Origin of the sequence: Flavobacterium sp. H122, from assembly GCF_004959765.1 — a bacterium.
Taxonomy (GTDB): Bacteria; Bacteroidota; Bacteroidia; order Flavobacteriales; family Flavobacteriaceae; genus Flavobacterium.
This window is the reverse complement of the sequence record NZ_SJZD01000003.1, coordinates 252,898-271,451: the sequence shown is the minus strand read 5'-3', so window position 1 is coordinate 271,451 and position 18,554 is coordinate 252,898. Positions and strand designations below refer to the sequence as shown.

The window sequence follows — 18,554 nt, the reverse complement described above, 5'->3', positions numbered from 1 at the left end:
GCAAATTACGGTGAACAGAAATGAGAAAAAGCTATTATGAAAAATTTAATTTTTTGCTTTTAAAAAGTCATTAATAAACAGTTGTATATAAAGGAATTACAATTTTTTTCATTTGAAAAATATTTTTTTTATTCATACGTTGTTGATATCGATATAAGTTGTATATTTGCACACTTAAAATTTAATTAAACATCATTGTTATGTACGCAATCGTAGAGATAGCAGGGCAACAATTTAAAGTAAGCAAAGACCAAAAAGTATTCGTACACCGTCTAGCTAATGAAGAAGGATCAAAAGTTTCTTTTGATAAAGTTCTTTTATTAGATGATAACGGAAACGTAACTTTAGGCGCCCCAGCTATAGAAGGTGCTTCAGTAGAAGCTAAAGTGTTACAACACTTAAAAGGTGATAAAGTAATTGTTTTCAAAAAGAAAAGAAGAAAAGGTTACAAAAAAAGAAACGGTCACAGACAGTATCTTACACAAATTTTAGTTGAAGGAATTTCTGCTTCAGGTGCAAAAAAAGCTGCTCCTAAAAAAGAAACTGCTCCTAAAGCTGAAGTAGCTGCAGATGAAACTGCTCCTAAAAAGAAAGCTGCTAAAGCTAAAAAAGAAGATACTAACGAATAATATTAACTTATAAAACCAATACATCATGGCTCACAAGAAAGGTGTCGGTAGTTCGAAGAATGGTAGAGAATCAGAATCGAAACGTTTAGGCGTTAAGATCTTTGGTGGCCAAGCTGCAATGGCTGGTAATATCATCGTAAGACAAAGAGGTTCTAAGCACAACCCAGGTGAAAATGTTTACATGGGGAAAGATCATACTTTACATGCTAAAGTTGACGGCGTAGTGAAGTTCCAGAAAAAAGGAGAAAACAAATCATTTGTTTCTATTGTTCCTTTTGAAGCTTAGTCTTTAAGAACTTAAAGTATAAAGCGTTCGCATTGCGAGCGCTTTCTTTTTTTATACCTTTGCATCAAGTATTTATATTATGAGTAAAATTCGAATTACCAAGCAATTTAATTTTGAAACCGGACATGCATTATTTGGTTATGACGGCAAATGCAAAAATGTTCACGGACACAGCTACAAACTTTCTGTAACGGTTATAGGTTCACCTATTACTGACCGCAGCAATGTTAAATATGGAATGGTAATTGATTTTTCAGATTTAAAGAAAATTGTAAAAGAAGACATTGTAGACGTTTTTGACCACGCTACCGTATTCAATGCTACAACTCCCCATATTGAACTTGCAAACGAACTGAAAAGCCGTGGTCATCATGTAATATTAGTAGATTATCAACCTACAAGTGAAAACATGGTGATTGACTTTGCAGCAAAGATTAAAAGTCGTCTTCCAAAATCTGTTCAGCTTCATTCTCTAAGACTGCAGGAAACAGAAACTTCATTTGCTGAATGGTATGCAGCGGATAATGAATAGTTATAATGAAGAAGCACACTAAATATAAAGTATAAAAAAACTGCCTGATATTCACAGGCAGTCTTCTTTTGGTTTCTTCAAATATTGGATTAACAATTAGAAGGTACATAACCACAGCAACCAGTGTTTTTATTGTAAAAACCCTGCAGTTCATCAACACATTGTTCTTTTGTTATTCCACAAGCTTGAACCCAACAGTTGCTTCCGCCGGCGATTTTCTTTTGTTCTTCTTTTGACAGCAGCTGCACACCGTTTAATTTTAAAATTGAACTTTTCATTTCCATAAAATTGTTAATTAATAATATCCGTCGCAAAGTACCCAAGCTTCACATCCTAATGGTGGATCCCCTAAAGAATCCTCTTTCAGACAGCACTTAAACCAATCTTTTGGGACACCTCCTAAAATTTCCTTTTGCTGGGAAGCAGACAAAACACCCAGCCCGTCAAGTTTTAAAACTTTTTTCATAAAATAGGGTTTAAACTGATTTTATTGTGCCTGACAAAGCCCCATAGCACTCAGACTGGCATACCACGGCGATCCAGGAGTACACAACCCTGCACCACATACATGCTTTTGTTCTTCTTTTGTTAAAACCTGAACAGACTTCATTTTTAAGATAGATTCTTTCATAATAATACGTTTTTTAGTTTTTTTTAAAAGTTCCCCAACATTTAAAGTCAATGGAGATCTTGACTATTACTGCAGCAATATTGTTTCATCCTCAAGAAGATAGATTTCCCAAATTTTTGATACGCTTTTTTATCATAAAGATCATTTTAACAGCATTAAAGACAATCTTCTTTCGATTACGAATCAGAATAAAGATATTCAAATCAATTTTAAAACAAGTTTTCTGTCTACAAAAGACATTTATTTACCTACAAACCGAAATACAATAAATAAAAAAAGGCTCCTTGATAAGGAGCCTCACATTAATTTTATATAATAAAAGATTATCTTATAAGATTCAAAATCATATTAGGGTATAGCCCTATACCAATATTCAACACTAAAGTCACAATGGCAACAATTTTATAAACTAAAGGCATTTCAGGCAATCTTTCGCCTTCAGTGCTTTTGGTATACATTGCAATAATTATTTTGAAATAGTACCCCACACTTATTATTGAAGCGATTATAGCCACTATAACCAAAACAATCCAACCCGTTTGAATTACTTGGTTCAGCAAGAAAAACTTAGCAAAGAATCCAGAAAGAATAGGAATCCCAGCCAATGACAATAACGAAGTAGTAACAACAGCCGCTAACAAAGGATGCGTTTTACCAAAACCGTTGAAGTTATCAATTGTCTCATTTTCCTTATCTTTTGTAACATACATAATAACTGAAAAAATAGCCAAACCAGCCACTGCATAAGCCGTAGCATAGTAAAACAATATGTTTGCAGAGAAGTTGGACACCAACAAAGTCATAATCATGAAACCGGCATGAGAGATACCTGAGAAAGCCAGCATACGTTTCACGTTATTCTGACGTAAAGCCATAACATTTCCTAAAATCATCGAAGCCATTGAAACAACTACAATCAACATTTGGAAAGAATAAATTGGCGATGGCACTAAATGAACAACCAATTTAAACAAAGCCGCCACTGAAATAACTTTTGCTAAAGTACTCATTGTTGCGGTAGTCAGAGCCGGAGCACCTTCATACACATCCGGAGACCAAAAATGGAAAGGAACTGCTGCTACTTTAAATAACATTCCAATTACAATCATAATCACACCAATAGAATACCACTGCGGAAAATTTGCAGTATGAATTACCTGATAAATAGTCTGCAGATCAAAACTGCCTGACGCACCATAAACCAAAGCTATACCAAAAAGAATAATTCCAGAAGCAAAAGAACCCATCAGGAAATACTTCATCCCTGCCTCATTACTTTTTAAACTTAAACGTTTGCTGGCTGCAAGTACATACAATGAAATTGAAAGCACTTCTATCCCTAAGAAAAACATTGCCATATTCCCAAAAGAAACCATAGCAACACCACCGGCAAGCATAAAGATTTTAATAGAAACAAAGTCAGAGATACGTGATGGTCTGTCTTTATAGAATTCGTGGCTCATAGCCAATAACAAAATAGTAATCCCAATAAACAAACTGGAAAACGCAACTGAAAAACGGTCAACAGTCATCATATTATTATAAAATGAACCCAATCCGTTATATTCTGAAACATTGTATCCTAAAATGGCTAATAAACCTAAAATGGCAACTGGAATGATAGCTTTTCTTGCATTGATCATTTCTGCAAGCATTACAATTACTCCTAAACCTGATATTGCTATTAATGTATTCATCTTTTAAAATTTGAATTTGGAAACAAATTCTTTATTCAATATTATCTATTTATAACTGTAAGCACTTCCTGTAAAGCCGGTGTAATTAAGTCGTTAATTGGTTTAGGGTATAAACCAAAAAATAACAATACGGCAATAATCACAACAAAAACAATAGTTTCCTGGATTGTAATACTTTCAAACACTCTTACATTTTTATCACCCAGCATCACATTCTGGAACATTTTAAGCATATAAAAAGCACCCAATATAATGGTTGTTCCTGCTATAACCGCAAACCAGATATTCACATTATACAAACTGTATAACGCTGTAAATTCACCGATAAAGTTAAATGTTGAAGGCAACGCTACAGAAGCCAGCATAACAATCATAAACATTGAAGCAAACTTCGAATCCTGAATTCTGATGCCACCCATCTCAGCAATTTCCTGAGTCTGGAAACGTCTTTCAATTACCTCCGCAGCAAAGAAAAGTCCAACAACAACAAATCCGTGAGCAATCATTTGTAAAACAGCTCCTCTGAAACCATCTAATGACAATGTATAGGTTGAAGCCGCAATTAAACCAACGTGGGCTAAGGAAGAGTACGCTAATAACTTCTTTAAATTACGCTGTTTTAACGCTACAATTGAACCATAAACCACCCCTATAATACTTAACACTAAAAACACATTCATATATGTTTTAGCTGCCAGTGGAGCTAAAGGCAACTGCCAACGGATAACACTGTACAATCCCATTTTAAGCATGATACCAGACAGTAACATCGTTCCAACTGCTGGAGATTTCTGATAGGTATTCGCCTGCCATGTATGGAAAGGAAAAATAGGAATCTTAATTGCATACGCTAAAAAGAAGCCTGAGAAAATCCAAAATTGCTCTTGTTCCGTTAAACGAATCGCATATAAATCCGAAATCATTAAAGATCCAGCTTTTTGGAATAAGTAAATAAAAGAAACCAGCATGAATAAAGATCCCGCAAGCGTAAACACAAAGAATTTTATGATAGCTCTTTTACGCTCTTCCGCGTCTCCATTACCCCAAATCAAGGCAATAAAATAAATTGGTATTAATGCTAATTCCCAAAAAATATAATATAAAAATGCATCTGCACTTAAAAATGTCCCTACCATAGCAAAAGACATAAAAAGTACTAAAGCATAAAATGTTTTACTATTTTCAAATTGATTACCAAAAGAAGAGTAAATAATTATAGTCGTCAGGAAAGTTGTCAATAATAACATTGCCAACGACAGTCCGTCAACTTTTAAAGCTATAAAAATGTTTGGATTGGCAATCCATTGCTGCATAAAACTAGGATTGATCCCACTGTTATGCAAATTCAATGTATAAACAGAGAAAACCGAAGCTGCCAAACTAAAAATCAATGCCACTGTCTTTGCGAGTTTGTTACCCGAAAAATAAGTAGCAACCGCTCCAAACAATAAAAGTACAAGTATAAATGATACGTTCATTACTGCAATGTATTATTAAACTAAAAATATATAAACTAAAATCGACGATAAACCTAAAACAAAAGCCAACAGATAAACTCCTATACTTCCGTTTTGAATTAATTTACCTTGATTTCCAATTCCGTTTGTTACTTTTCCTAAGCCAAATAAAAACTCAGAAATTGCCGCTTCTGTATATTTTCTAAAGAAATGTGATAATTTATAAATAGGATTTACAATTAAAGCTTCATAAGCTTCATCTACATAAAACTTATTATACATAACTGATGCAATTCCTTTAATTTCTGAATCCTGAACCGGAACTTCCTGTTTTTTGATGTATTTTGAATAAGCAATAAAAATACCTATCAAAGCTCCCACTGTAGCAATACCCATTAACATATAAGCAGTATTATCCAAATGATGCTCACCATGAGCTTTATGGAATAACGGCGCCATATAATGATTCAACCAGGTACTTCCCGGTAAATTGATTGCACCGCCTACTGCTGCCAGAATTGCTAAAATTACTAAAGGGATAGTTATCAAAGTCGGACTTTCATGCAAATGATGTTTTTGTTCCTCAGTTCCTCTGAATACACCAAAGAAAGTCAAATACATCAGTCTAAACATATAAAACGCGGTCATGATTGAAGCGATTGATCCTACAACCCATAACACTGTATTGCCATGGAAAGCAGTCATCAAGATTTCATCTTTAGACCAGAAACCAGCAAATGGAAAAATCCCTGAAATCGCTAAAGTAGAAATCATCATTGTCCAGAATGTAATAGGCATGGCTTTTTTCAAACCGCCCATATTGCGCATATCCTGTTCACCATGCAAAGCATGAATTACAGACCCAGACCCTAAGAATAAACAAGCTTTAAAGAAAGCATGTGTGATTACGTGGAAAACAGCAACTTGGTAAGCTCCCAAACCTAAAGCCAGGAACATTAAACCTAATTGCGATACTGTAGAATAGGCCAATACTTTTTTAATATCATTTTGAACCAAACCTATAGCCGCTGCCAACACAGCAGTACCAGCACCAATAACAGCAATTAAGAGTTGTACAGAAGGTGCCAGGTCAAAAACAAAATTTAAACGCGTTACCAAGAAAATTCCCGCTGTAACCATCGTAGCCGCGTGAATTAATGCCGAAACAGGCGTAGGTCCGGCCATTGCATCAGGTAACCAAGTGTATAATGGAATTTGAGCTGATTTACCAGTTGCCCCTATGAATAAACATAAAGCCGCTACAGCGATAAGCGCAGAATGCTGCGTACCTAATCCTTTTTCAAAAATTCCAGCTGCAATTTGAGAATATTCTAAACTGCCAAAAACATAAGCCAAAATAAAAATACCTATCAAAAGACCTAAGTCACCAATACGGTTCATGATAAAAGCTTTCTTGGCAGCGTCATTATATTCTTCGTTTTTGTACCAGAATCCGATTAACAGATAAGAACACAATCCTACTCCTTCCCAACCAATAAACATAACCAATAAGTTACTTCCCATTACTAATGTAATCATGAAGAAAACAAACAGGTTTAAGTAAGCAAAGAACTTATGCACATTTTCATCATCGTGCATATAGCTTATCGAATACATATGGATTAAAGTTCCTATTCCTGTTACAAACAACAACCATAAAACTGATAGTTGATCCAACAAGAAAGAAAAGTTTACATTGAATTTTTCCAATGAAATCCATTGAAATAAATCAATCTGAATGGCTTTCCCATTCGATTGGATTAGTGTAAAGAAGTACGTCGTTGCAAAAAACGATATTAATATTGAAAGTGTCCCTAACAATCCTACAAATCCTTTTCCTGCTTTTTTACCAAAAAAGATATTGGCTAAAAATCCGAAAAGCGGTGCTAATAATAATACTAAAGCTAAATTTTTCTCCATTAGTATTTATCCTTTTAAATTCTTTAAATTATCTATATCAATCGATCCTGTGTTTCTAAAAATCGAAACCAAAATTGCTAATCCTACTGCAACTTCGGCAGCAGCAACAGCCATCGAAAAGAATACGAAAACCTGTCCTTGTGCATCCTGATGAAAAGTTGAAAAAGCAACTAATAATAAGTTGACCGCATTCAACATAATTTCAATGGACATAAACATGATAATCGCATTACGACGATATAAAACTCCAAAAACTCCTATACAAAACAGTAAAACTGCCAGGTAGATATAGTTTTCAATTCCTATTTGTTGTAATATATTTTGCATCTTACTGTAAGGCTTTTTCTTTTTTAGACAATAGTACGGCACCAATCATCGCTACTAATAATAAAACAGAAGCAAATTCAAACGGCACCATATATTCGTTTAACAATACTTTACCTAGAACTTTAATTGATTGGAAATCCTGTCCTGAATTCTTGTATTCAGAAATTACAGGCATTGCCTTGATGAATGTTGCCAGCATTACAAAGCACAACAATCCAAAAGCTATTGTTGCTGAAATTACTGACAGCATATTTTTATTAGGTTCATTTTCTTTGTTCAAATTCATCAACATGATGGTAAAAAGAATCAAAACCATAATAGCTCCTGCATACACGATAATATGAACTAAAGAAAGGAATTGTGCATTGAACAACAAATAATGTCCGCCAATGCTAAAGAAACACATTACTAGATAAATAGCACTGTGGATAGGGTTTTTACTGATTACTGTCATAAATCCAGTAGCCAAAGTAACTGCCGCTAAAATATAGAATATAGTAAGTATCGACATTTTAGTTAACTGATTTAGTGTTTTTAATCGCCATTTCAAGTGGCATTACTAATTTATCTTTACCGTAAATAAAATCTTCTCTGTTAGTTGATGATTTTACAATAACTTTTGATTCGGTTAAGTAGATTGCATCTTTAGGACAAGCTTCTTCACATAATCCGCAAAAAATACAACGCAGCATGTTTATTTCATAAACCGATGCGTATTTTTCCTCACGGTACAAATGCTCTTCTCCCGGTTTACGCTCTGCTGCTGTCATTGTGATAGCTTCGGCAGGACAGGCAACCGCACACATACCGCATGCTGTACAGTTCTCACGACCAAGCTCATCACGTTTTAACATATGCTGTCCGCGGTATACCGGACTGAAAGGACGTACTTGCTCAGGATATTTAATCGTCACTTTTCTTTTAAACAAGTGGCGGATTGTTGTAAACAAACCTTTCACAATTGCTACCAGATACAAGCTTTCCCAGAAGTTCATCTTTTTATTGGAGACTTCTTTTTTTCTTCCTGATAATGAAATTGATTCTATTGACATTCTATTAATGTTTATAACCTATTTTGGTTCTTTCAATTTTCTTTTCTTGTTTTTCCATCAATTCATCAAGATAATTAAAAACTAACTCGATGTTTTTATTTTGATTTTCCAACTTCTTTTTTATTTGTTCGATTTCGAGTTTTAAACTTAACGTATCGTTAAGTGCTTCCCTAATCTTTGTAAAAACTCTGATAATTTGAATATTTACTTTTATTGCCGTTGGACTGTTCAGTACACTTGACAGCATTGATACTCCATTTTCTGTAAATGCCATTAAAGCATACTTTGAATGCTGTCCTCTTTTTAAGGTGCCAAATTGACTCCTTAAAGAATCCATCTCAAAATCTGTCAGTTCAAACATAAAATCTTCGGGAAAACGTTCAATATTTCTCCTGACCTGTCTCTTAAGATTTTTTGTTTCAACCTGATAAAGTCCAGCTAGATCTTTATCCAGCATCACTTTTTGTCCTCTGATGAAATAAATCTTATCCGAAATAATTTCATCAGGAATACTGATTTCATTTTGGCTCATATTATGTATTTTGGCGTATAGGGTCAACCACAAATTGTGATTATTTTTGTAAAACTAAAAGTCTTACTTTTCAAAAGAAATGGAAACTTCTTTCCAATTTCTCTTCGTCATTATTTCTTTATAAAGAATTAAAATAATCCTTTATCAGCGATTATCGTAATAATTCCAGTTAACACAATATTAGCTATTGCTAACGGAATTAACATTTTCCAACCTAAATTCATCAACTGGTCATAACGGAAACGTGGAATTGTCCAACGTACCCAGATATAAAAGAAGATGAAGAATAGTATTTTTGCAAACAAAGCTATGATACCAATGATATTTGCAGCATTCTGACCTAGAGATTCTGCCGCTAAATCCATACCTGGATAGTTATATCCTCCAAAATATAGAATCGAAATAATAGCTGAAGACACGAACATTGCAGCATATTCACCAAATAAATAGAATCCCATCTTCATAGACGAATATTCCGTATGGTGACCCCCAATTAACTCGGCTTCACACTCTGCCAAGTCAAAAGGAGTTCTATTCGTTTCGGCAAATGAACATACTAAGAAAATGATAAAACCTAAAGGTTGGTAAAACACATTCCAGTTCATTCCATGTTGTTGATTTGCAATTTCTCTCAAACTCAAGTTTCCGTTTATCATGATCAATGCTATGATCGATAACCCCATAGCAACTTCATAAGAAATCATTTGAGAGGAAGCACGTAATGCCGACATTAAGGAATACTTATTATTAGATGCCCATCCACCTATCATGATTCCATACACACTGATAGATAAAATGGCAAATACATATAAAATAGATACATCCAATTCAGCTGCTTGAAGCACTACTTTATGACCACCAATTTCCAATGTATCACCCCAAGGTAAAACTGCACTGGTAATTAAAGCCATACTCATTGAAATAGCTGGACCTAAAATGAATAAGAATTTATTAGGTGTATCCGGCATAAACTCTTCTTTTGCAAAAAGTTTTAAACCATCAGCAAGAGGTTGTAGAATACCTCCTTTACCAGCACGGTTAGGACCTATACGGTCTTGTAACCAAGCGGCAACTTTACGTTCCGCTAAAGTTGTGTACATAGCTGCAAGCATAGTAATTGCAAATACAGCCACGATGATAATCCCTTTTTCTATAATTAATGTACTTTCCATTTCTTATTTATTTGAATTATCATTGTCCTCTAGAGGAGTATCAATCATACTAATTTTTTTACGGTCCTGTTCGCGGCCATAAAGAATGTGGTCTTCTGTTTTGATTTCCACTTTTGGAGCATGAAGCTCATATTTGTTACGGTTAATAACCGAGAATTTTTCAAATTTACGAGGACCTTCAATTGTCCAGTCGCTTACCTCTTTCTTTTCAAATCGGCAAGTATTACAAATGAATTCTTCCACTTCATGAAATTCATCTTTGCGACCTGTTACTCTTTGGATTTCATTACCAAACATCCAAACCGTAGTCTTTCCACAACATTTATCACAGTCTCTATGTGCATTATATGGTTTACTAAACCAAACACGAGATTTGAAACGGAATGTCTTATCAGTTAATGCACCTACCGGACATACATCAATCATATTTCCAGACATTTCGTTATCGATAGCTTTAGAAATACAAGTTGAGATATTCGCATGATCTCCACGATCCATCACCCCGTGAACTCTGTTGTCTGTCAATTGGTCTGCAACAGAAACACAACGCTGACATAAAATACAACGATTCATGTGTAATTGTATATACGGCCCAATATCTTCCGGTTCAAAAGTGCGCTTTTCTTCAATAAAACGAGTTTCTGATTTACCGTGTTCGAAAGCCAAATTTTGTAAATCACACTCTCCAGCCTGATCACAAACCGGACAATCCAACGGGTGATTGATTAACAAGAACTCCGTTACCGATTTACGTGCTTCTTCCACACGGGCAGAACCTTTACTGTTCACTTCCATACCATCCATTACACCGGTAACACATGAGGCTACCAGTTTAGGCATAGGTGTAGGATTAGCGTCGCTTCCTTTTGATACTTCTACCAAACAACAACGGCATTTACCTCCCGTTTTTTCTAACTTTGAATAATAACACATTGCAGGTGGCACACTTTCGCCTCCTATCATACGAGCCGCCTGCAGGATGGTTGTTCCTGGTTCGACTTCTATCGTTTGTCCGTCTATGGTTACTTTCATTTTATCATTGTTTAAAAGTTTAAAAGTTTAAAAGTTTAAGCGGTTACCACTTCTACTTTTGACTTCTAACTTCAGACTTTTAAATTATACAGTTTGTTTTGCTACTAAATGTCTTACCTTTTCAAAAGGCTCGTTCACAAAGTGCTCTCTATTTTTAATTTTTTCAGGGAATCTAACGTGGTATTCAAATTCTTCTCTAAAATGACGAATTGCTGCTGCCACAGGCCATGAGGCAGCATCACCTAAAGGACAAATTGTATTTCCTTCAATTTTAGACTGAATACTCCATAACAATTCGATATCTTCTTCACGTCCTTGTCCGTTTTCGATTCTCCAAAGAATTTTTTCTAACCAGCCAGTACCCTCGCGACATGGCGTACATTGTCCGCAAGATTCATGATGATAAAAGCGTGAGAAATTCCAAGTATTACGAACAATACAAGTAGTATCATTATACACGATAAAGCCTCCTGAACCTAACATTGAACCTGTGGCAAATCCACCATCAGATAAGGACTCATAAGTCATTAAACGATCGTCACCATTTGCCGTTTTATAAATTAAGTGAGCTGGTAAAATCGGCACTGAAGATCCTCCCGGCACTAATGCCTTTAATGGTCTGTCATCGATCATACCTCCAAGATATTCATCAGAATTCATGAATTCTTCCACAGTAATTCCCATTTCAATTTCATAAACCCCCGGATTTTTGATATGACCGGAAGCAGAAATTAGTTTAGTACCTGTAGAACGGCCAATTCCTATTTTTGCATATTCTTCACCCGAATTCATTACAATCCATGGCACTGCTGAAATAGACTCAACGTTGTTTACCACAGTTGGGTTTTGCCATAATCCGCTAACCGCCGGGAATGGTGGTTTAATACGTGGATTACCTCTTTTACCTTCAAGAGATTCGATTAATGCAGTCTCTTCACCACAAATATAAGCACCTGCACCACAGTGTACGTGCAAATCTAAATCAAATCCAGATCCTAATATGTTTTTTCCTAACCAACCCGCTGCATAAGCTTCCTTAATCGCTCTTTCAAGGATTTTGAAAACCCACATGTATTCACCACGGATGTAGATATACGATAAATTTGCTCCTAAAGCATACGATGACGTAATCATTCCTTCTATTAGTAAGTGTGGAATGTACTCCATCAAGAAACGGTCTTTAAACGTTCCAGGTTCAGACTCATCCGCATTACATACTAAATGACGCGGTCTGCCTGATTTTTTATCGATAAAGCTCCATTTCATTCCCATAGGGAAACCAGCACCACCACGACCACGAATACCTGAAGTTTTTACTTCTTCAGTAACTTCATCCGGAGTCATTGCTTTTAATGCCTTTTCTACAGAAGCATACCCCCCATTTTGACGGTAAACCTCGTAGCTTTTAATCCCAGGAATATTTATTTTTTCTAATAATATTTTCTTTCCCATAGCACTATTTGTCCAATAATGTTACTTTACCTGCTTTACAGTCATCTATAAGCTGGTCAATTTTATCTTTTGTAAGGTTTTCATGGTAGAAATCACCTAACTGTAACATTGGTGCATAACCACAAGCCCCTAAACATTCTACTCCACGAACTTCAAATAGTCCATCAGCAGTAGGCTCGCCCATTTCAACACCCAATTTATCACATGTATAGTCCATTAAATTTTCTACACCACGAGTTACACAGCAAGAAGTCTGGCAAAACTCAAACATGTATTTACCAATAGGTCTTCTATTGAACATTGTATAGAATGAAACCACTTCATATACTTCAACCGGTAAAATCCCTAAAATTTCAGCTACTTTGTCTTGTAACCCATAGCTCAACCAGTTATCGTGAGCATCCTGCACTTCATGCAATACAGGAATTAAAGCTGATTTACGCTTATCATCCGGATAATGACTGATTAATTCATTAATACGCGTCATCAATTCAGGAGTGATATTGATTTCTTGCTTAAGATTTGAATAATTATGCTTTTCCATACTCATTATGCGTCTAATTCGCCTGCAATAACATTAAGACTTGATAAAGTAGCGATGGCATCCGAAAGATTTTGTCCTTTAATCATTTCGACATACGCTTGATAATATATAAAACAAGGTCGGCGGAAATGTAAACGGTATGGTGTACGGCTGCCATCTGTAATCAGATAGAAACCTAACTCTCCGTTACCTCCTTCAACAGCTTGATAAACTTCAGTTAAAGGCACTGGAACTTCACCCATCACAATTTTAAAGTGATAAATAAGCGATTCCATGGTGTTGTATACGTCCTCTTTTGGAGGTAAATAATATTCAGGAACATCAGCATGGAAAGGCCCTTCAGGCATTTTAGCAAGAGCTTGCTTAATGATGCTGATACTTTCCCAAACTTCTCCATTACGAACACAAAAACGATCGTAAGTATCTCCTGATTGTCCTACAGGAATATTGAATTCAAAATCTTCATATGAAGAATAAGGTTGCGCCACACGAACATCGTAATCGATACCTGCCGCACGTAAATTAGGACCTGTAAATCCGTAGCTCATTGCTTTTTCAGCCGAAATAGGACCAACATTAATGGTTCTATCCATGAAGATACGGTTACGTGTTAAAAGGCTTTCAAATTCTGACCACACTGCAGGGAATTCTGCTAGAAAAGCATCTAATTTATCCCAAGCCGTTTGAGACCAGTCTCTTTCAAAACCACCAATACGTCCCATATTTGTTGTTAAACGGGCACCACAAATTTCTTCGTAGATCTCGTATATTCTTTCACGAAACTGAAACACATACAAGAAACCTGTTAAAGCTCCTGTATCTACAGCCAATACCGAATTACAAATGATGTGGTCAGCGATACGTGCCAGTTCCATAACAATAACACGCATGTACTGCACTCTTTTAGGAATTTCAATTCCAAGAGCTTTTTCCACAGTCATCCACCATCCCATATTATTAATAGGAGCTGAACAATAGTTCAATCGGTCTGTCAATACATTAATCTGGTAAAACGGACGGTTCTCTGCAATTTTTTCAAATGCTCTGTGGATGTAACCTACAGTTCCCTCACCATCAATTACACGTTCCCCATCCATTAAAAGGATGTTTTGGAAAATACCGTGAGTTGCAGGGTGCGTAGGACCCAGGTTTAATATTGCAAGTTCGCTGCCATCTTCGTTTCTTCTCTTTTCGATGATGCTGGCGTAACGCTCTTCTGGTTTTAATAATAACTCTGACATTTATATACTATTTCAGGTTTATTAACAATTGCTTTGTGTTCTTCCAAAGAATCGGTCATCTTTATCTGTACGACCTCCATCCTCTAATGGGAATTCTTTACGCATTGGGAACACTGTCATTTCATCCATATTTAAAATACGTTTTAACTGTGGATGTCCTTTAAAAATAATTCCGAAAAAGTCATACGTTTCACGCTCCATCCAATTAGCCCCTAAAAACAATGGCACAGCCGAATCAATTTCAGGGTTAGACAAAGGCAGGAAACATTTGATGCGTATGCGAACTCCGTCAATCCAATTGTGCATGTGGTACACCACTGCCAATTGACGGTTCTCTTCATTTTCAGGATAATGAATTCCGCAAACATCAGTCAGGAAGTTAAAACGTAACGTTTGATCGTCTCTTAAAAATTGCATTACTTCCAAAATTGAATCAGAAGTCACTTCAAACGTTAATATATCGTGCAATTGAATAAATTCAGATACTTTTAATCCAAATTGATCAATAAGTTTTTGTTGAATAACTGCGTTTTCTAAAGCCATAATTACTTGATGTTGTAAGAGCCTAACAAATCTTTATATTCATCAGAGCTGCGACGGCGTACTGATTCGTTTTTCACAATTTCCTGCAAACGCATAATACCATCTAAAATCTGCTCTGGTCTTGGCGGGCATCCAGGCACATAAACATCAACCGGAATTACCTTATCTATACCTTGCAATACAGAATAAGTATCAAAAACACCTCCTGATGAAGCACAAGCTCCAACAGCGATAACCCATTTAGGTTCTGACATTTGCTCGTAAACCTGACGCAAAATAGGCGCCATTTTTTTTGAAATAGTACCCATTACCAATAACATATCAGCTTGACGAGGCGAAAAACTCATACGTTCCATACCAAAACGAGCCACATCATAATGTGATGCCATAGTAGCCATAAACTCAATTCCACAACATGACGTTGCAAAAGGCAATGGCCATAATGAATTAGCACGAGCCAACCCCACTACATCACTTAATTTTGTAGCAAAGAAACCTTCTCCAGTATATCCTTCCGGAGGGTTTACCATTGTATATTTAGAAGTATCACTCATTTTATATTTTAGATTAATGATTTTAGATTTTAGATTTCAGAATTCTCTTCAAAAATCAACCATCCTAAATCCTCATTCTTAAATCCTTATTCCCACTCAAGACCTTTTTTCTTAATCACGTAATAGAAACCTATTACTAAAAGCGCCATGAAAATGCCCATTTTCACAAGACCTTCCAAACCCATTTCACGGAAATTAACAGCCCAAGGATACATAAATATCACTTCGACGTCAAATAACACGAAAAGGATTGCTACAAGGAAATATTTTACAGAAAAAGGGACACGTGCATTTCCTACAGATTCGATACCACATTCGAAATTTTTGTCTTTATTAGCCGAATGACGTTTAGGACCTAACAAACTAGAAATAAAGATTGTAGATCCAACAAACCCAACTGCTAAACCAATTTGCATCAAAATAGGTATAAAATTTGACTGATCTGTTTGCATAAATTTGAATAGTTTTATCCGAACTACAAAGATAAGTGCGTAAAACAAAATTTCAATTTTTATACCTAAAAATCGATGAATAAACTGTTATTTTTATCGATTCTAAACAAGAAATAAAAAAACCGCCAGGATTACTCAAGGCGGTTTATAGGATTAATCTTCTAAAGTATTTCCGTTTTTATCTAAAAACTTATACTCTAGATAAGTGTAAGCGTCGCGCGGTATGATTTTTACCCATTTTTTATGTTCAAAAAACCATTTTGAACGTAATGATGGAAAACCTTTTGTAAGGTATGCAGCTATAAAAGGATGCACATGCAAACGTACACTTTTATGCTTTTTAATAATTCTTTCAAGTTCCGAAGCTATCTTATCAATTAATGCAATTGGAGCATCTACTTCTCCGTTTTCATTATTAGGATCTTCTTCACGAGTTTTAATATTAACCTCCGGTCTTACACGCTGACGTGTAATTTGCACCAGACCAAATTTACTTGGAGGTAATATTTTGTGTTTTGCTTTATCGTCACTCATTTCTTCTTTTAAGAAATCGTACAGCACTTTTCGGTTATCAGGATTTTGCATATCGATAAAATCGACCACAATAATACCACCCATATCACGAAGCCTTAACTGACGTGCCACTTCAGCAGCAGCAATCAGGTTAACTTCAAGAGCAGTATCTTCCTGAGAAGTTGCTTTGTTAGAACGGTTTCCACTGTTAACATCAATAACATGCATTGCTTCAGTATGCTCTATGATAAGATATGCACCTTTGCTCATAGATACTGTTTTACCAAATGATGTTTTGATCTGGCGTTCTATACCATACTTTTCAAAAAGTGGAATTTCTTTTGAATTGTAGAGTTTAACGATTGATTCTTTCCCTGGAGCAATTTCCTGCAAATACTCCTTCGTTTCTTGTAATAACTGCTCATCATCTGAAAGTATCGATGTGAATGTATCGTTAAATACATCCCTTAAAATAGAAGAAGCTCTATTTAATTCACCCAAAACTTTAGAAGGATGATGCGCCGTTGGAATTCTTTTACACATTGATGTCCACTTGTCCACCAAATTTTGTAAATCTCTGTCAATTTCGGCTACTTTTTTGCCTTCGGCTACTGTACGTACAATAACCCCAAATCCTTTAGGTTTGATGGATTGAACCAAACGTTTTAATCTATCTTTTTCTTCTTTTGAGTTAATTTTCTGCGAAATAGAAACTCTTTCGGAAAAAGGAACCAAAACTATATATCTACCTGCCAGCGAAAGCTCAGAACTTATTCGCGGCCCTTTGGTTGATATAGGCTCTTTAACAATTTGAACCAAAATAGACTGATTAGCATTCAGCACATCTGCTATAGTACCGTTTTTATCTATTTCCGGTTCGAAAGGAAAAGTTTTAAGGGAAAAATCGTTGAATTTACCTGCGCTTACTTGTTTAATGAATTTCAACTGAGAAGCCAGATTAGGCCCTAAATCATGATAATGTAAAAAGGCATCTTTTTCAAATCCCAAATTTACAAAAGCTGCATTCAGACCGGCAACCGGCTTACGTATCTTGGCAATAAAAATATCACCTACCTGAAACGCACCGGCTTCTTCTTCTTCTTTGTGTAATTCAATTAGTTTTCCATCTTTTAATAAGGCAAAATCTACAGCGTTTTGACTTGATCTAATAATTAGCTCTTTATTCACGGCGTAAATTTTTATCCCAACTTTTTGGCAATAGGCAATAGGCAATAAGCAATAGGCAAAGATGCATACAACTTAAAGCTTAAAGCTTAAAACTAATTGTAAGGATGGATTAAACATTTTTTACAGGTTTTACCCCGAAGAAATTTCAGATGTCAGATTTCGTATATTTGATTTCTGAATACTTCAAAAATCATTAATCGTTTATCAACAATCTTAAATTTCAATTTCAATGAACTTTTAAAAAGAAAAAAGTAGTTTAGAAACTACTTTTTCTTTTTATGACGGTTTGCTCTCGCTCTTTTTTTACGTTTGTGAGTCGCTACCTTATGTCTTTTTCTTTTTTTACCACTTGGCATAACTGGATGGTTTTATGATTAATAATTATTTTGCTTCGTTATTTGTTTTTACTCCTTCTACGAACACCTTAGCTGGTTTAAAAGCCGGGATATTGTGTGCAGGAATTTTAATTGTAGTATTTTTAGAAATATTTCTACCTGTTTTTTCTGCTCTTGTTTTAACAATAAAACTTCCGAAACCTCTTAAGTAAACATTATCACCAGTTTCTAATGAATTTTTTACTTCGTCCATAAAAGACTCAACTGTAGCTTGAACATCTCCTTTTTCTAAGCCTAATTTGTCAGCAATTTTAGCTACGATATCTGCTTTTGTCATTTTAATATAAGAATTAAGTTTATTGCAATTTTTTGAGTGTGCAAATATAGAAATAAAAAATACAATAATTCAAGTATAAATGATTAAAATTTAACCACATAAAGAATTATTTTTGCTGACCAAATTAA

At 35.2% G+C, this 18,554-nt stretch carries 23 protein-coding genes; 3 read left to right on the top strand and 20 right to left on the bottom strand.

All coding sequences use genetic code 11. From position 1 onward, the window contains the following. Positions 1 to 200: 200 nt before the first annotated feature. The 3 genes from rplU (at position 201) to EZM65_RS06625 (ending at position 1,447) form a co-directional block, all read left to right on the top strand. Complete coding sequence (gene rplU / locus EZM65_RS06635; protein WP_136667772.1) at positions 201 to 629, top strand: 50S ribosomal protein L21; 429 nt, start codon at positions 201 to 203, stop codon at positions 627 to 629. Positions 630 to 654: 25 nt separating this feature from the next. Continuing rightward, positions 655 to 915, top strand: a complete 261-nt coding sequence (gene rpmA / locus EZM65_RS06630) for a 50S ribosomal protein L27 (protein WP_136667771.1) — start codon at positions 655 to 657, stop codon at positions 913 to 915. 79 nt (positions 916 to 994) lie between these two features. Continuing rightward, positions 995 to 1,447 carry a 6-carboxytetrahydropterin synthase gene (locus tag EZM65_RS06625; RefSeq protein ID WP_136667770.1) on the top strand — a complete coding sequence of 151 codons (453 nt, stop codon included), beginning with the start codon at positions 995 to 997 and terminating at the stop codon, positions 1,445 to 1,447. Positions 1,448 to 1,536: 89 nt separating this feature from the next. Here EZM65_RS06625 and EZM65_RS06620 read toward each other — a convergent pair whose 3' ends face one another. The 20 genes from EZM65_RS06620 to EZM65_RS06535 all read right to left on the bottom strand — a co-directional run bounded on the left by EZM65_RS06620 (position 1,537) and on the right by EZM65_RS06535 (position 18,426). Then, positions 1,537 to 1,725 (bottom strand): hypothetical protein, encoded by a 189-nt coding sequence (locus EZM65_RS06620; protein ID WP_136667769.1) that lies wholly within the window; start codon positions 1,723 to 1,725, stop codon positions 1,537 to 1,539. A 17-nt stretch (positions 1,726 to 1,742) separates the two neighbouring features. After that, on the bottom strand, positions 1,743 to 1,913 hold the full coding sequence (locus EZM65_RS15480; protein WP_169051657.1) for a hypothetical protein: 171 nt from the start codon (positions 1,911 to 1,913) through the stop codon (positions 1,743 to 1,745). 21 nt (positions 1,914 to 1,934) lie between these two features. Continuing rightward, complete coding sequence (locus EZM65_RS15475; RefSeq protein ID WP_169051656.1) at positions 1,935 to 2,078, bottom strand: hypothetical protein; 144 nt, start codon at positions 2,076 to 2,078, stop codon at positions 1,935 to 1,937. Between the two features lie 323 nt (positions 2,079 to 2,401). Then, on the bottom strand, positions 2,402 to 3,775 hold the full coding sequence (locus EZM65_RS06615; protein ID WP_136667768.1) for an NADH-quinone oxidoreductase subunit N: 1,374 nt from the start codon (positions 3,773 to 3,775) through the stop codon (positions 2,402 to 2,404). 41 nt (positions 3,776 to 3,816) lie between these two features. Continuing rightward, positions 3,817 to 5,253: a NuoM family protein gene (locus tag EZM65_RS06610; protein WP_136667767.1), complete on the bottom strand. Its 1,437-nt coding sequence runs from the start codon at positions 5,251 to 5,253 to the stop codon at positions 3,817 to 3,819. A 15-nt stretch (positions 5,254 to 5,268) separates the two neighbouring features. Next, positions 5,269 to 7,152 carry an NADH-quinone oxidoreductase subunit L gene (gene nuoL / locus EZM65_RS06605; protein ID WP_136667766.1) on the bottom strand — a complete coding sequence of 628 codons (1,884 nt, stop codon included), beginning with the start codon at positions 7,150 to 7,152 and terminating at the stop codon, positions 5,269 to 5,271. A gap of 6 nt (positions 7,153 to 7,158) precedes the next feature. After that, a complete protein-coding gene (gene nuoK / locus EZM65_RS06600) occupies positions 7,159 to 7,479 on the bottom strand; it encodes an NADH-quinone oxidoreductase subunit NuoK (RefSeq protein WP_136667765.1) in 321 nt (106 codons plus the stop codon). Between the two features lies 1 nt (position 7,480). Beyond that, the gene (locus tag EZM65_RS06595) at positions 7,481 to 7,990 is read right to left on the bottom strand and encodes an NADH-quinone oxidoreductase subunit J (RefSeq protein ID WP_136667764.1); all 510 of its coding nucleotides are present in this window, start codon (positions 7,988 to 7,990) and stop codon (positions 7,481 to 7,483) included. Position 7,991: 1 nt separating this feature from the next. Further along, positions 7,992 to 8,531, bottom strand: a complete 540-nt coding sequence (locus EZM65_RS06590) for an NADH-quinone oxidoreductase subunit I (RefSeq protein ID WP_136667763.1) — start codon at positions 8,529 to 8,531, stop codon at positions 7,992 to 7,994. Positions 8,532 to 8,535: 4 nt separating this feature from the next. Further along, complete coding sequence (locus EZM65_RS06585) at positions 8,536 to 9,063, bottom strand: ORF6N domain-containing protein (RefSeq protein WP_136667762.1); 528 nt, start codon at positions 9,061 to 9,063, stop codon at positions 8,536 to 8,538. Between the two features lie 128 nt (positions 9,064 to 9,191). Continuing rightward, complete coding sequence (nuoH, locus tag EZM65_RS06580; RefSeq protein WP_136667761.1) at positions 9,192 to 10,235, bottom strand: NADH-quinone oxidoreductase subunit NuoH; 1,044 nt, start codon at positions 10,233 to 10,235, stop codon at positions 9,192 to 9,194. 3 nt (positions 10,236 to 10,238) lie between these two features. Continuing rightward, positions 10,239 to 11,267 (bottom strand): 2Fe-2S iron-sulfur cluster-binding protein, encoded by a 1,029-nt coding sequence (locus EZM65_RS06575; protein ID WP_136667760.1) that lies wholly within the window; start codon positions 11,265 to 11,267, stop codon positions 10,239 to 10,241. Positions 11,268 to 11,351: 84 nt separating this feature from the next. Next, positions 11,352 to 12,719 carry an NADH-quinone oxidoreductase subunit NuoF gene (gene nuoF / locus EZM65_RS06570; protein ID WP_136667759.1) on the bottom strand — a complete coding sequence of 456 codons (1,368 nt, stop codon included), beginning with the start codon at positions 12,717 to 12,719 and terminating at the stop codon, positions 11,352 to 11,354. 4 nt (positions 12,720 to 12,723) lie between these two features. Further along, complete coding sequence (gene nuoE / locus EZM65_RS06565; protein ID WP_136667758.1) at positions 12,724 to 13,263, bottom strand: NAD(P)H-dependent oxidoreductase subunit E; 540 nt, start codon at positions 13,261 to 13,263, stop codon at positions 12,724 to 12,726. 5 nt (positions 13,264 to 13,268) lie between these two features. Continuing rightward, the gene (locus tag EZM65_RS06560; protein WP_136667757.1) at positions 13,269 to 14,504 is read right to left on the bottom strand and encodes an NADH-quinone oxidoreductase subunit D; all 1,236 of its coding nucleotides are present in this window, start codon (positions 14,502 to 14,504) and stop codon (positions 13,269 to 13,271) included. Between the two features lie 21 nt (positions 14,505 to 14,525). Beyond that, complete coding sequence (locus tag EZM65_RS06555; protein WP_136667756.1) at positions 14,526 to 15,047, bottom strand: NADH-quinone oxidoreductase subunit C; 522 nt, start codon at positions 15,045 to 15,047, stop codon at positions 14,526 to 14,528. Positions 15,048 to 15,049: 2 nt separating this feature from the next. Then, the gene (locus EZM65_RS06550; RefSeq protein ID WP_136667755.1) at positions 15,050 to 15,601 is read right to left on the bottom strand and encodes an NADH-quinone oxidoreductase subunit B; all 552 of its coding nucleotides are present in this window, start codon (positions 15,599 to 15,601) and stop codon (positions 15,050 to 15,052) included. Between the two features lie 86 nt (positions 15,602 to 15,687). After that, the gene (locus EZM65_RS06545) at positions 15,688 to 16,053 is read right to left on the bottom strand and encodes an NADH-quinone oxidoreductase subunit A (protein WP_136667754.1); all 366 of its coding nucleotides are present in this window, start codon (positions 16,051 to 16,053) and stop codon (positions 15,688 to 15,690) included. A 153-nt stretch (positions 16,054 to 16,206) separates the two neighbouring features. Beyond that, entirely contained in the window at positions 16,207 to 17,754 is a 1,548-nt protein-coding gene (locus tag EZM65_RS06540; protein ID WP_136667753.1) for a ribonuclease E/G, read from the bottom strand. A gap of 381 nt (positions 17,755 to 18,135) precedes the next feature. Continuing rightward, positions 18,136 to 18,426, bottom strand: a complete 291-nt coding sequence (locus tag EZM65_RS06535; RefSeq protein WP_073308587.1) for an HU family DNA-binding protein — start codon at positions 18,424 to 18,426, stop codon at positions 18,136 to 18,138. Positions 18,427 to 18,554 lie beyond the last annotated feature (128 nt).

What these genes read in the sequence shown, in the direction of transcription:
- EZM65_RS06550 (WP_136667755.1), bottom strand. Translation starts at nt 15,601, where the DNA reads ATGAGTGATACTTCTAAATATACAATGGTAAACCCTCCGGAAGGATAT.
- nuoF (WP_136667759.1), bottom strand. Translation starts at nt 12,719, where the DNA reads ATGGGAAAGAAAATATTATTAGAAAAAATAAATATTCCTGGGATTAAA.
- rplU (WP_136667772.1), top strand. Translation starts at nt 201, where the DNA reads ATGTACGCAATCGTAGAGATAGCAGGGCAACAATTTAAAGTAAGCAAA.
- EZM65_RS06610 (WP_136667767.1), bottom strand. Translation starts at nt 5,253, where the DNA reads ATGAACGTATCATTTATACTTGTACTTTTATTGTTTGGAGCGGTTGCT.
- EZM65_RS06595 (WP_136667764.1), bottom strand. Translation starts at nt 7,990, where the DNA reads ATGTCGATACTTACTATATTCTATATTTTAGCGGCAGTTACTTTGGCT.
- EZM65_RS06590 (WP_136667763.1), bottom strand. Translation starts at nt 8,531, where the DNA reads ATGTCAATAGAATCAATTTCATTATCAGGAAGAAAAAAAGAAGTCTCC.
- nuoK (WP_136667765.1), bottom strand. Translation starts at nt 7,479, where the DNA reads ATGCAAAATATATTACAACAAATAGGAATTGAAAACTATATCTACCTG.
- nuoL (WP_136667766.1), bottom strand. Translation starts at nt 7,152, where the DNA reads ATGGAGAAAAATTTAGCTTTAGTATTATTATTAGCACCGCTTTTCGGA.
- EZM65_RS15475 (WP_169051656.1), bottom strand. Translation starts at nt 2,078, where the DNA reads ATGAAAGAATCTATCTTAAAAATGAAGTCTGTTCAGGTTTTAACAAAA.
- EZM65_RS15480 (WP_169051657.1), bottom strand. Translation starts at nt 1,913, where the DNA reads ATGAAAAAAGTTTTAAAACTTGACGGGCTGGGTGTTTTGTCTGCTTCC.
- EZM65_RS06625 (WP_136667770.1), top strand. Translation starts at nt 995, where the DNA reads ATGAGTAAAATTCGAATTACCAAGCAATTTAATTTTGAAACCGGACAT.
- EZM65_RS06545 (WP_136667754.1), bottom strand. Translation starts at nt 16,053, where the DNA reads ATGCAAACAGATCAGTCAAATTTTATACCTATTTTGATGCAAATTGGT.
- EZM65_RS06615 (WP_136667768.1), bottom strand. Translation starts at nt 3,775, where the DNA reads ATGAATACATTAATAGCAATATCAGGTTTAGGAGTAATTGTAATGCTT.
- nuoE (WP_136667758.1), bottom strand. Translation starts at nt 13,263, where the DNA reads ATGGAAAAGCATAATTATTCAAATCTTAAGCAAGAAATCAATATCACT.
- rpmA (WP_136667771.1), top strand. Translation starts at nt 655, where the DNA reads ATGGCTCACAAGAAAGGTGTCGGTAGTTCGAAGAATGGTAGAGAATCA.
- EZM65_RS06585 (WP_136667762.1), bottom strand. Translation starts at nt 9,063, where the DNA reads ATGAGCCAAAATGAAATCAGTATTCCTGATGAAATTATTTCGGATAAG.
- EZM65_RS06575 (WP_136667760.1), bottom strand. Translation starts at nt 11,267, where the DNA reads ATGAAAGTAACCATAGACGGACAAACGATAGAAGTCGAACCAGGAACA.
- EZM65_RS06555 (WP_136667756.1), bottom strand. Translation starts at nt 15,047, where the DNA reads ATGGCTTTAGAAAACGCAGTTATTCAACAAAAACTTATTGATCAATTT.
- EZM65_RS06560 (WP_136667757.1), bottom strand. Translation starts at nt 14,504, where the DNA reads ATGTCAGAGTTATTATTAAAACCAGAAGAGCGTTACGCCAGCATCATC.
- nuoH (WP_136667761.1), bottom strand. Translation starts at nt 10,235, where the DNA reads ATGGAAAGTACATTAATTATAGAAAAAGGGATTATCATCGTGGCTGTA.
- EZM65_RS06535 (WP_073308587.1), bottom strand. Translation starts at nt 18,426, where the DNA reads ATGACAAAAGCAGATATCGTAGCTAAAATTGCTGACAAATTAGGCTTA.
- EZM65_RS06620 (WP_136667769.1), bottom strand. Translation starts at nt 1,725, where the DNA reads ATGAAAAGTTCAATTTTAAAATTAAACGGTGTGCAGCTGCTGTCAAAA.